This window comes from Nonomuraea sp. NPDC001684 (assembly GCF_053596515.1).
In genome coordinates this window covers 44,714-56,415 of the sequence record NZ_JBSFGJ010000001.1, presented here as the reverse complement: position 1 = coordinate 56,415, position 11,702 = coordinate 44,714, and the positions used below count along the sequence as shown (strand labels likewise).

The 11,702-nt window shown below is 69.7% G+C and carries 12 protein-coding genes; 6 read left to right on the top strand and 6 right to left on the bottom strand.

Features of this window, described 5'->3' with window-relative positions:
* The first annotated feature begins 96 nt into the window (after nt 1–96).
* Nucleotides 97–1,506 carry a hypothetical protein gene (locus tag ACWCSD_RS00295; RefSeq protein ID WP_449912140.1) on the top strand — a complete coding sequence of 470 codons (1,410 nt, stop codon included), beginning with the start codon at nt 97–99 and terminating at the stop codon, nt 1,504–1,506.
* 18 nt (nt 1,507–1,524) lie between these two features.
* Here the strand turns inward: ACWCSD_RS00295 and ACWCSD_RS00290 are convergent, their stop codons facing one another.
* The 6 genes from ACWCSD_RS00290 to ACWCSD_RS00265 form a co-directional block, all read right to left on the bottom strand.
* Complete coding sequence (locus ACWCSD_RS00290) at nt 1,525–2,181, bottom strand: class I SAM-dependent methyltransferase (protein WP_358290033.1); 657 nt, start codon at nt 2,179–2,181, stop codon at nt 1,525–1,527.
* Between the two features lie 60 nt (nt 2,182–2,241).
* The gene (locus ACWCSD_RS00285) at nt 2,242–3,165 is read right to left on the bottom strand and encodes an NAD-dependent epimerase/dehydratase family protein (RefSeq protein ID WP_449912137.1); all 924 of its coding nucleotides are present in this window, start codon (nt 3,163–3,165) and stop codon (nt 2,242–2,244) included.
* A 61-nt stretch (nt 3,166–3,226) separates the two neighbouring features.
* A complete protein-coding gene (locus ACWCSD_RS00280; RefSeq protein ID WP_449912135.1) occupies nt 3,227–4,273 on the bottom strand; it encodes a 2-oxoacid:ferredoxin oxidoreductase subunit beta in 1,047 nt (348 codons plus the stop codon).
* A complete protein-coding gene (locus ACWCSD_RS00275) occupies nt 4,266–6,110 on the bottom strand; it encodes a 2-oxoacid:acceptor oxidoreductase subunit alpha (RefSeq protein WP_397154463.1) in 1,845 nt (614 codons plus the stop codon). Before ACWCSD_RS00275 ends, ACWCSD_RS00280 begins: the two co-directional genes overlap by 8 nt.
* Nucleotides 6,111–6,230: 120 nt before the next feature.
* On the bottom strand, nt 6,231–6,320 hold the full coding sequence (locus ACWCSD_RS00270) for a putative leader peptide (RefSeq protein ID WP_352322479.1): 90 nt from the start codon (nt 6,318–6,320) through the stop codon (nt 6,231–6,233).
* Between the two features lie 33 nt (nt 6,321–6,353).
* Nucleotides 6,354–7,820: a polysaccharide deacetylase family protein gene (locus tag ACWCSD_RS00265; protein WP_449912132.1), complete on the bottom strand. Its 1,467-nt coding sequence runs from the start codon at nt 7,818–7,820 to the stop codon at nt 6,354–6,356.
* A 103-nt stretch (nt 7,821–7,923) separates the two neighbouring features.
* Here ACWCSD_RS00265 and ACWCSD_RS00260 point away from each other — a divergent pair, with 103 nt between their 5' ends.
* The 5 genes from ACWCSD_RS00260 to nuoH all read left to right on the top strand — a co-directional run bounded on the left by ACWCSD_RS00260 (nt 7,924) and on the right by nuoH (nt 11,666).
* Nucleotides 7,924–8,295 carry an NADH-quinone oxidoreductase subunit A gene (locus tag ACWCSD_RS00260; protein WP_358290019.1) on the top strand — a complete coding sequence of 124 codons (372 nt, stop codon included), beginning with the start codon at nt 7,924–7,926 and terminating at the stop codon, nt 8,293–8,295.
* 239 nt (nt 8,296–8,534) lie between these two features.
* Nucleotides 8,535–9,629, top strand: coding sequence for a M48 family metallopeptidase (locus ACWCSD_RS00255; RefSeq protein WP_449912130.1), 1,095 nt, complete (start codon nt 8,535–8,537; stop codon nt 9,627–9,629).
* 27 nt (nt 9,630–9,656) lie between these two features.
* Nucleotides 9,657–10,193 carry an NADH-quinone oxidoreductase subunit B gene (locus ACWCSD_RS00250; protein ID WP_449912128.1) on the top strand — a complete coding sequence of 179 codons (537 nt, stop codon included), beginning with the start codon at nt 9,657–9,659 and terminating at the stop codon, nt 10,191–10,193.
* Nucleotides 10,190–10,732, top strand: coding sequence for an NADH-quinone oxidoreductase subunit C (locus ACWCSD_RS00245; RefSeq protein ID WP_352364678.1), 543 nt, complete (start codon nt 10,190–10,192; stop codon nt 10,730–10,732). Before ACWCSD_RS00250 ends, ACWCSD_RS00245 begins: the two co-directional genes overlap by 4 nt.
* Nucleotides 10,725–11,666 carry an NADH-quinone oxidoreductase subunit NuoH gene (gene nuoH / locus ACWCSD_RS00240; RefSeq protein ID WP_358290014.1) on the top strand — a complete coding sequence of 314 codons (942 nt, stop codon included), beginning with the start codon at nt 10,725–10,727 and terminating at the stop codon, nt 11,664–11,666. The genes ACWCSD_RS00245 and nuoH overlap by 8 nt, the downstream gene beginning before the upstream one ends.
* Nucleotides 11,667–11,702 lie beyond the last annotated feature (36 nt).

The following is an 11,702-nucleotide window of genomic DNA, read 5'->3' as shown; positions in this document are numbered from 1 at the left end:
AGTTTATTTCGGTAAAAGGCACCACTTCTTCTTTCGGCATGGCTACTCTCTCCCCTTGGGGGACTCGGACTCGGCCACGATCGGAAGGAGTCGCCTGTGTCGCGGCATCGAAGAGGGAAGAGACGTACCGGCTGGTTATCCCTGGCCGGGGTCTCCGTGGTGGCGCTGCTGGCCGGCGGGTACGGCCTCGTCGTCTCCGACGTACTGGAGCCCCGGGCCGTCCTGACGGAGGCCAGTGGGGCGAGCGGCGCGGCTTCGCCGCAGGCCGCCGCCGGCCGGCGAGCCCGGCCGCGTCCCACCACCCACAAGCCCCGGCCCACCAGGACCCGGAGCCAGGAGCCCAGGTGGTGGCCCAGGCGGCCCACGAGGAAGCCGACCGCGCGCCCGACGCGCCGTCCCACCCACCGGCCGACGCACCGCCCGACGCCGACCGGCACCCTGCCCGGCACCCCACCGGGCACCCCGCCCGCGACGCCCACGACGACGCCCACGACGACGCCCACGGTGAGCCCTCCCGCCACGCCGACCGTCACGGCCACCCGCACCCCGACCCCCACGGGCACGCCGCCCAGCGAGTCGCCGACCCCGACGCCCACCAAGACGCCCACCGGCACCCCGACGGCGACCCATACGGCGACCCCCACGGCCACCAAGACGCCGACCCAGACCCCGTCCCAGACGCCGACCCAGACCCCCACCAAAACCCCCGCCTCCACCCCGCCCCCCGGCGGCGGCGGCTGGCCCGGGGCGGGCAACACCGGCGTCCCCGACGGCACCGACCTGGTCAAGAAGACCGGCTCGATCGTCATCAAGGAGGACGGCAAGGTCATCGACGGCTGGGACGTCACCGGTGACATCACCGTCGAGGCCGACAACGTGACCATCCGCAACACCCGCGTCCGCGGCCAGAGCGACTACTGGGGCATCCTCCAGCGCGAGGGCTTCTCCGGCCTGAAGGTCGAGGACAGCGAGATCTTCGGCAACGGCAAGGTGCGCACCCAGTTCGGCATCCTCAACCAGGGCAAGCTGATCACGATCCGCCGCGTGGACATCCACACGATCTCCAACGGCATCCTCACCGACCAGGGGCTGGTCGAGGACTCCTACGTGCACGACCCGAAGTACTACTCCGGCGACCACACCGACATGATCATGTCCACCGGCACCGCCGCCCCCGGCACCGAGCTGGTCATCCGGCACAACACGGTGATCAACACGCTCGACCAGACCGGCGCCATCGCCCTCTTCCAGGACTTCGGCGTCACCAGGAACGTCACCGTCCAGGGCAACTTCCTGGCCGGCGGCGGCTGGTCGCTGTACGCGGGCGCCGGCCGGAAGGGCCTGTCGTCCAACATCAAGGTGATCGACAACGTCTTCAGCCGCAAGGTCTGGCCGAAGGGCGGCTACGCCGGCCCGGTGTCGTACTGGGACGCGAACGGGCCGGGCAACGTCTGGAAGGGCAACTCCTGGGAGGGCGGCGGCGCGACCATCATGGGCACGGACTGACCCCGGCGAGCCTGGGCCTCAGCTGCGGACCGCGATGACCGACTTCACCAGCCCGGCCAGCCGCTCGAAGCGCAGCCGCGACTTCGGGAAGTAGTGCCGCATCTCGGTCACGCTCAGCAGCTCGACCTCCATGGCGATCATCCGGGCGGCGTCCCGGTCGGAGGTCGGCGTGTGGACGAGCGGCCAGCGGCGCAGGATCGTCGTCCGCGCGGCGAGCGGCAGGAACTGGAAGCCGGGGAACAGGAAGTGCGGTTCGACCGGGAAGTACCGGTAGGGCGTCTGCACCCAGTGGCGATCGGCCATCTCGTGCACGGTGTCGGCGAACCGCTGCCGGCGCTGGTGTCCGCCGACGTGCTCGATGACGGCGTTGGAGAAGACCAGGTCGTAGCGGCTGCCGCGGATCGCGGGCGGCAGGTCGCAGGCGTCGGCGACGTCGGCCCGCAGCCAGGACGGCAGGTCGGCGGGCGGCTGTTCGAGGTTGACGATGTGCACGTGCGCGGGCCTGACCGGGGCGCGCATCCAGGCCCCGGCCGTGCCGCCGAGGTCGAGGACGTTCATCCGGTCGAGGTCGGGGAAACGGGCGGCGAACCATTGCCACCTGCGTGCCCGCGCCTTGGCTCCCAGCGAGTCGGGAGCGTCCACGAAACGACTGCGCAGGGCGTTCAGGCGGCTCATAAAGGCAACTCCTCCGGCCGGAATAAGTAGCCCCATGCTCGCAGAATTTCGCCCGTCCGGCTAAGAGGGCCTTTCTTCGTGACATTCTTGGGATGCATACCAATTGACCGTCCGGCGCAACCCTTCGTCCAATTCCGTGGCAGGGCGCCAGCCGAGCCGGTCCGCCGCCGGGACGATGTCGGCGACCTGCGTGATGTCGTGCGGACGGTCGGGCGCGGCGCCGAACTCGGGCCGCGTGTCCGCGCCCGTGATGCGGTAGAGCCGCTCGACGACCTCGTGGGCGGCGGTCCGTACGCCGGTGCCGACGTCGAGCGTGTGGCCGACCGCCTTGTCGGACTCGCCCGCCAGCACGAACGCGTCGACGACGTCGTCCACGTAGATCCAGTCGGCGAGCTTGGCGCCCCTGGTCAGCCGGGGACGTTCGCCGCGCAGCAGGCTGAGCGTCACGTACGGCACCAGCTTGGTGGTGTCGGGCTGGGCCGGGCCGTAGACCATGCTGGGACGCAGCACGGTGACCGGAAGGTCCCAGAGCCGGTGGTAGAGCCGCGCGTAGCCGGTGGCGGCCCACTTGGACATCGCGTACGCCGACGAGGGCGGCGCATGGTCGTTGCCCGGCCGCGGCTCCTCGATCGAGCCGGTGAACACGGTCCGGACGCCGTGCTCGCGCGCGGCCGACAACACGTTGACCGCGCCCACGACGTTGCTCTCCAGCGTGGCCCGGACGACCTCGTCGCCGCGCGACCCGGTGACCTCGCCGGCGAGGTGGAACAGCAGGTTCGGGCGTACCGACCGGAACAGCCGCGCGGTGTCGCCGGCGTCGTTGAGCCGGGCCTGGTGCCAGATCTCCCCGTGGCGGGCCTGCTGTGGCCGCCGGCTGACCGCGTGCACCTGCGCGCCGAGCACGCGCAGACGCGCGGCCAGGTGCGATCCGATGAACCCGGCCGCACCCGTCACCAGCACCACGGCCTCAGGCCAATACGACATCGTGGATTGACCTCCGTGGAAGATGGAGCCGTCGGGCCGACGGCTCCATCTAATACACGAACTAGCCGATGCGCCAGGTGTCTCCACCCATGAGCAGCTCGCTCAGGTCGCCGGGGCCCTTCTGCGCCACGGCCTCCTCCAGCTGGTCGGCCATGAGCACGTCGTAGGCCGGGCGGTCGACCTGGCGGAAGATGCCGATCGGCACGTGCTCGAAGGCCGGCTCGTCGAGCCGGCTGAGGGCGAAGGCCACCGACGGGTCGGGGTTGTGGGCGTCGTGCACGAGGATCTGCTCCTCGCTCACGCCGTCCCTGGCGACGACCTCGATGCCGCCGTTGGCGGCGCGCACGACGGCCTTGGACGCGCTCACGATCGGCTCGCCGTGCTCCAGGCGCAGCGTGATGTCGTCGCGCACCGCCGGGTCCTTGAGCTGCTCGAAGGCGTTGTCGTTGAAGATGTTGCAGTTCTGGTAGATCTCCACCAGCGACGTGCCGCGGTGGGCCGTGGCCTCGCGCAGCACCGACTGCAGGTGCTTGCGGTCGGAGTCGATCGTGCGGGCCACGAACGACGCCTCGGCGCCGATGGCCAGCGAGATCGGGTTGAACGGCTTGTCCAGCGAGCCCATCGGGGTCGACTTGGTGATCTTGCCGACCTCGGAGGTGGGCGAGTACTGGCCCTTGGTCAGACCGTAGATCCTGTTGTTGAACAGCAGGATGTTCAGGTTGACGTTGCGGCGCAGCGCGTGGATCAGGTGGTTGCCGCCGATGGACAGCGCGTCGCCGTCACCGGTGATCACCCACACCGACAGGTCGGGCCGCGAGGCGGCCAGGCCGGTCGCGATCGCGGGCGCGCGGCCGTGGATCGAGTGGAAGCCGTAGGTGTTGAGGTAGTACGGGAAGCGCGAGGAGCAGCCGATGCCGGAGACGAACACGATGTTCTCGCGCCGCAGCCCCAGCTCGGGCAGGAAGCTCTGCACGGCCGCCAGGATCGCGTAGTCGCCGCAACCCGGGCACCAGCGCACCTCCTGGTCGGACTTGAAGTCCTTCAGCCCCTGCTTGACGTCGGTCTTGGGAACCAGGCTCAGGCCCTTCCCGTTCACCAGCTCAGTCACTGTCGATCACGTCCTGAATGACTCCGGCCAGCTCCTCGGCCTTGAACGGGAGCCCGCGCACGCGGTTGTAGCTGATCACGTCGACGAGGTAGCGGGCCCGCAGCAGCAGCGCGAGCTGGCCGAGGTTGATCTCGGGCAGCAGCACCTTGTCGTAGCTCTTGAGCACCTCGCCGGTGTTGGCCGGCAGCGGGTTGAGGTGGCGCAGGTGCGCCTGGGCGACCTTGCCGCCCTCGCGCCTGATGCGCCGCACGGCCGCCGCGATCGGCCCGTACGTCGAGCCCCAGCCGATGACCAGGACCTTGGCGTCGCCGTCGGGGTCGTCGACCGCGAGGTCGGGCACGTCGATCCCGGCGATCTTGGCGGCCCGGGTGCGGACCATCAAGTCGTGGTTGTCGGGGTCGTAGGAGATGTTGCCGGTGCCGTCGGCCTTCTCGATGCCGCCGATGCGGTGTTCGAGGCCGGGGGTGCCGGGGATGGCCCAGGGGCGGGCCAGCGTCTCGGTGTCACGCTTGAACGGCAGGAACTCGCCGCCCTCACCGTTGGGCTCGGTCGTGAATTCCTGCGAAATGTCGGGCAAGTCGGAAACTTCGGGCAGGCGCCACGGCTCCGAGCCGTTGGCCAGGTAGCCGTCCGAGAGCAACATGACCGGCGTGCGGTACTTGACCGCGATGCGGGCCGCCTCGACGGCCGCGTCGAAGCAGTCGCTCGGCGAGAGCGGCGCGACGATCGGCACCGGCGACTCGCCGTTGCGGCCAAACATGGCCATCAGCAGGTCGGTCTGCTCGGTCTTGGTCGGCATGCCCGTGCTGGGACCGGCGCGCTGGACGTCAACGATGATCAAGGGCAGCTCGGTGGTGACCGCGAGGCCGACCGTCTCCGCCTTCAGCGCCACGCCGGGGCCGGAGGTGGTGGTCACGCCCAGCGCCCCGCCGAACGCGGCCCCCAGCGCCGCGCCGACGCCCGCGATCTCGTCCTCCGCCTGGAAGGTGCGGATGCCGAACCGCTTGTGCTTGGACAACTCGTGCAGGATGTCGCTGGCCGGCGTGATCGGGTACGAGCCCAGGAACAGCGGCAGCTTCGACTGCACGCTGGCCGCGATCAGCCCGTAGGCGAGGGCCTGGTTCCCGGAGATGTTGCGATAGACGCCGGGAGCCAGCCTGGCCGGCTTGACCTCGTAGGAGACCGAGAACGACTCGGTCGTCTCGCCGTAGTTCCAGCCCGCCTGGAAGGCCGCGATGTTCGCCTTGGCGATGTCGGGCTTCTTGGCGAACTTCTGCTGCAGGAACGAGATCGTCTGCTCGGTCGGCCGGTGGTAGAGCCACGACAGCAGGCCGAGGGCGAACATGTTCTTGGCGCGCTCGGCGTCCTTCTTCGAGATCTCGAAGCCTTCGAGCGACTTGACCGTCAGCGAGGTCAGCGGCACCGCGTGCACGCGCCACTCGCTCAGTGAGTCGTCCTCCAGCGGGTTGGCCGCGTAACCGACCTTCTGCAGGTTGCGCTTGGAGAACTCGTCGGTGTTGGCGATGATGTCGGCGCCGCGCGGCAGGTCGCCGAGGTTGGCCTTCAGCGCCGCCGGGTTCATGGCCACGAGCACGTTGGGCGCGTCGCCGGGCGTCAGGATGTCGTGGTCGGCGAAGTGGAGCTGGAAGCTCGACACGCCGGGCAGGGTTCCTGCGGGGGCGCGGATCTCGGCGGGGAAGTTGGGCAGCGTCGACAGGTCGTTGCCGAACTCCGCCGTCCCCGCGGTGAAGCGGTCGCCGGTGAGCTGCATGCCGTCGCCGGAGTCGCCGGCGAACCTGATGATCACGCGGTCGAGTTGCTGGACCTGCTTCGTCACAGCTCAGTCCTCCTCGACGCGCCAAGGCGCGGTTGCGTTGGGCGCGTTCTCTGTTTCCATGCTAGATCCTCGGAAGGTCACGCGTTTGCCAGCCGCGAAAGCGGGTAACGCGGTCGGAAGTCAGGGTGAGGCGGGAGAACGACGACACAGCCCTGACGCGAGCCTGCAGAGGTCTACATGCAGGCGTGCGAAGAGGACGGTTCGGGTCACGAGCGCCAATGATACGTCCCCCCAACACGTGTGCTACGTCAGGGGCTGCTTACGCGACTGCTGGTTCCCCGACTCGTACAGGCGTCCGGCGCGCATCGCTGCGGAGCCGTACAACTCTGGAACGGTCACGAAGGTGTAACCCTTCCCGCTGAGTTCTTTCAGGATGCCCGGAATCGCGTCGATCGACTCGGGGTTGGTGTCGTGCATCAGGATGATCGCGCCCGGATGGGCCTTGCGGACGACGCGGTCGGTGATCTCCGACGCCGTCGCGCCGGGCTCGTCCCTGGAGTTTACGTCCCAGCCGACCAGCGACAGGCCCAGGTCGCGGGCGACGTCGCGCACGTCCTTGCTGATCGCGCCGTACGGCGGGCGGGCCAGCGTGGGCTCCTGCGCGATCGCCGCCCGGACGGCGTCGTCGGTGCGCCGGAAGGAGTCGGCGATCTTGCTGGTCGCCTGCTTCGACAGGTCCCGGTGCGACCAGGAGTGGTTGCCGACCAGGTGGCCTTCCGCGCTCATCCGGCGCAGCAGGCCCGGCTGCGCGACGGCGTTCGTCCCGACGGTGAAGAAGGTGGCCCGCGCCTTGCCGGCGGCCAGCAGGTCGAGCAGCCGCCCGGTCCGCGGCCCCGGCCCGTCGCTGAACGTCAGCGCCACGCACTTGGTCCTGGCGCAGTTCACGCTCCCGGCCCGGTTGCTGGACGCCTCGGGGCTCGCCGTCGCCTTCGGCGGCGTCGTCGTCGGCCCGGCCGGAGGGGCGCTGCGGGCGGCCTCCCGCACGCTCTCCTGGGCCCGGCGTCCCAGCTCGGACAGCAGCGGCGCGACCCGTCCCGCCTGGACGGCCACCGCGACCCGGCCGAGCGAGCACGGCCCGATCTGGCAGTCGTCGAACTCGACCACCAGGTCACCGCTCCGGTTGAAGGCCATGGAGTCGAACTGGCCGGGGTCGGCCCGCACGCCGTCCCGCTCGACCTGCGGCCCGCGCCCCTTGAGCTGCTCCTTGACCAGCGCCGCCAGCCGGTCCAGCGCCTGCGGCCCGCCCAGCAGCGCCGTGGACCCGCCCGCCTTGCCGGTACGCGGGTCGAACCAGAAGGTACGGGTGGAGTTGCCCCAGCTCGCGCCCAGGAACTCGCCGGTGCGCAGCCGAACCGCGACGGCCTCCGGGGAACGGGCGGCGAGCTGCCAGTCCACGTTCAGCTCGGGACGCGGGTAGTCGCCGTTGACGCTCTTGGCGGCCCGGAAGTCCCGCAGCTGCCGCTCGGCGTCCGCGCGCAGCGCGCGGTTCAGGCCCGGCGCGTCGGTCAGTTCGGGGTAGTTGATGTGCACGTATCTGCTGTGGTCGTCGTCCTCGTTCGTGATGGTCGCGGTGGACAAGCCGACGACTGTCGCGGGGTCGACGAAGTCGATCGCGGTCGGCTCTGCCGGGACCAGCACGTCCCGCTCGGGTGCGGCGGCGGCCAGCCCGCAGCCCCCGGCCGAGAGGGCCAGCAGAGCGATTCCAGCCAAGAATCGCGTTTGGTGCATGTCTGTCAGGGTATGTGGGGGATCTTACCTTTTGCCCTGTCTTGGGGTTATGGGGTCTGAGGTTTGACTGGGTTACGATCACGTCATGGAGGGCTACTTCGGGTCCTACGTGCTGGTCGCCGCGCTGTTCGCGATCGGTGTCGCCATCGTCGCCGGGGCTCTCATGGCCAACCGGCTCCTGCGGCCCACCAGGCCGACCCCCGAGAAGCTGACCACGTACGAATGCGGCGTCGACCCCGTCGGCGACGGCTGGGCGCAGTCGCAGGTCCGCTACTACGTCTTCACCTACCTCTACGTCGTCTTCGCCGTCGACGCCGTCTTCCTCTTCCCATGGGCCACGATCTTCGACGCGCCCGGCTACGGGGTGACGACGCTGGTGGAGATGTTCGTGTTCCTCGGCTTCATCGCCCTCGGCATCCTGTACGCCTGGCGCAAACGCGTCCTGTCCTGGACATAGCCCGGCTCCTGGCCGCCGATCGTTACCCGGACGTGCTGGCGCCCTGAATGTGTCATCTGTCACCGTCCTCGGTCGTGCCGAGACAAAGATCGTGTCCCCGCTGCGACGTTTCGATCGAGCATGATGAGCGGTATCCCGCCTGGTGTCCGTCCTGCGGATGGAATCTGCCCGTCCCTCAGGGCAAGCGCTCGATCAGCGCGGTCCTCGCCGACCGACTGACGGCCGGACTGCACGCCGACGTGCTCAGGACAGGCGCCGACGTACCGAAGGGGAAAGTCCCGCGGGCGCTTTCGTACCTGTTCGCGGGGCTCATCCACCTGATCGCGGCGAGCGCGCTCGCCGCGGCCGGCTGGGCGGTCGTCATGTGGCCGAACGTTCTCGGCGTGCTGCTCGGCGCGTTCCTGCTGTTCGTGGCCTGGCTGATGCGGCCGCGTCTGGGCCGGGTGCCGAGCGGGCCGCTCGTGCTCACCAGACACGCCGCGCCGCGCCTGTACGACCTGACGGACAGGATCGGGGCGGAGATCGGGGCGGACCGGGTGGACCTCGTCGTCGTCACCCCCGTCTTCAACGCGTCCTTCGAACAGGCGGGCCCAAGCGGCAGACGCGTGCTCACGATCGGCGCCCCCCTCTGGGCGCTGCTCGAACCCCAGCAGCGGGTGGCGCTGCTCGCGCACGAGCTGAGCCACTCCAGCAACGGCGACAGCCGCCACGACCGGTTCACCCGTACCGCGCTCGGCGCGCTGGCCGCCGTGCACCGGGCGATGCGCGGCGCGGCCGGGGGTGGGGAGTACATGGCGGAGGCCGTGCCGCAGAGCGTGCTCAGCGTCCTGGGGCTGGTGCTGCTCATCGTGATGCGCGTGGCCGGGCTCGTCGTCCGGCTGGTGGGCCTGCTCTTGCTGGTCGTCACCATGCGCTCCGCCCGCCAGGCCGAGTACGTCGCCGACGAACGCTCCGCCCGCATCGCCTCCTCCGCGGCCGCCGCAGCAATGCTTGACCTCGTCGCCACCGCCGACGTCGAGGTGAACGAACTGGCCTGGATGTCGTCCGCGCTCGGCCCTTCGGTGTGGGAGCACCTGCGCGAGCGGCAGGCCGCCGTCCCCGACTCCGAGCTCGAACGGCGCCGCCGGATCGAGGCCATGGCACAGGCCCGCCTCGACGACTCGCATCCACCGCTCCCGCTGCGCGTGGAGTTCGTCCGCTCGCTGCCTCACGACTGGCCCCTGATCAGGCTGCGCGACAACGAGAACGAGGCCATCGAGGCCGAACTCGCCCCCCTGTTCGACCGGCTCGCCACCGAGCTCGGCGCCACCAAGAGACATGATTCCTTTGCCTGACCTGCGATTCGCGCAAGAATGGGCGACATGGCAGCAACGGATCTCCCGATGCCCACCGTCGGACCTGTCTCCAGGCTCGCGCCCAAACCCATGCGGTTCGTGCTCAACTGGGGGCGGCGCTATTCGCTGTGGGTGTTCAACTTCGGGCTGGCCTGCTGCGCCATCGAGTTCATCGCGACCTCCATGAGCAGGCACGACTTCATCCGGTTCGGGGTCATCCCGTTCGCCAACGGCCCCCGTCAGGCCGACCTGATGATCGTCTCCGGCACGGTCACCGACAAGATGGCCCCCGCCGTGAAGCGCCTCTACGAGCAGATGCCCGATCCCAAGTACGTGATCTCGTTCGGCGCCTGTTCCAACACCGGCGGCCCCTACTGGGACTCCTACTGCGTCACCAACGGCGTCGACCAGATCATCCCCGTCGACGTCTACGTGCCCGGCTGCCCTCCCCGTCCCGAGGCGCTGCTCTACGGGATCATGAAGCTTCAGGAGAAGATCGCGGGGGAGAAGCTGAGCGACCGCTACGTGTGGTCCCGCTCCCACGGCTCCGAGGACCAGGCGTGAACGCCGCCGTCGCCGCCCGTTTCGGCGAGCGCGCCGAGATCAGCGAGTCCTACGGCGAGACCACGGTCGACGTCGCCCCCGCCGACTGGATCGAGCTGCTGACCTTCGCGCGCGACGACCTCGGCCACGCCTTCTTCGACTGGCTGACCGGCGTGGACGAGCCGCCCGACGCCTTCGTCGTCGTCGCCCACGTCTACAACCTGGACACCCGCGAGCGGCTGCTGCTGCGCACCCGGGTGCCGCGCGCCGACCCGCGCCTGCCGTCCGCCGTCGGCGTCTACCGGGGGGCGAACTGGTACGAGCGCGAGACGTACGAGATGTTCGGGGTGATCTTCGAGGAGCACCCGTACCTGGTGCCGCTGCTCCTGCCCGACGGCTTCGAGGGCCATCCGCTGCGCAAGGACTTCGTGCTGGCCGCCCGCGTGGCCAAGCCGTGGCCGGGCGCCAAGGAGCCGGGCGAGTCAGGGCACGGCGCCCCGAGCCGCCGCAAGACGCTTCCGCCCGGAGTACCGGCCGATTGGGGTCCGCCTGATGCTTGAAGTGGTGCTGAGCTTCGTCGTCATCCTCGTCGTGTTCCTGGTGCTGCCGCTGATCGTCGGCCAGACCGAGCACAAGGTCATGGCCCACATGCAGTCGAGGCTCGGCCCCATGTACGCCGGCGGCTTCCACGGCTGGGCCCAGCTCATCGCCGACGGCGTGAAGTTCATGCAGAAGGAGGACGTCATCCCGGCCGCGGCCGACCGCCGCGTCTTCATGATCGCGCCGGGCGTGGCGCTGGTCCCGTACCTGGTCGTCCTGATCGTCATTCCGCTCGACCGTGGCCTGGTCGCCGTCGACCTCGATCTCGGGCTGTTCTTCGTGCTCGCCGTCATGGGCGTCGGGGTGCTCGGCGCGATCATGGCGGGGTGGGCGTCGGCCAACAAGTATTCGGTGCTCGGCGGCATGCGGGCGGCCGCCCAGCTCATGTCGTACGAGCTGCCGCTGGTGCTGGCGGCCTCGTCCGTGGCGATGGCGGCGGGCACGCTGTCGATGCCCGGCATCGTCGAGGCGTGGCAGTGGTGGTGGCTGCCCTGGCAGGCGATCGGCGGCGTGGTGTTCTTCGTGGCGGGGCTGGCCGAGCTGCGCCGTCCGCCGTTCGACATGCCGATCGCCGAGTCCGAGATCATCATGGGCCCGATGACCGAGTACACCGGCATGCGGTTCGCCCTGTTCATGCTCTCCGAGTACGCCGGGATCGTCGTCCTGTCCCTTCTGACCACCGTGCTCTTCCTGGGCGGCTGGCACGGGCCGTTCCTGCCCGGCTGGATCTGGACCCTGATCAAGGTCTTCGCGCTGGCGTTCGTGGTGATCTGGCTGCGCGTCACCTATCCGCGGCTGCGTGAGGACCAGCTCCAGAAGCTCGCCTGGGCCGGACTGGTGCCGCTGGCACTCGTGCAGCTCGCGCTCACCGGAGTGGTGAAGGTCCTCATCTGAGTTTCGCTCCGGCGGAAACTTTATGACGCCCTTATC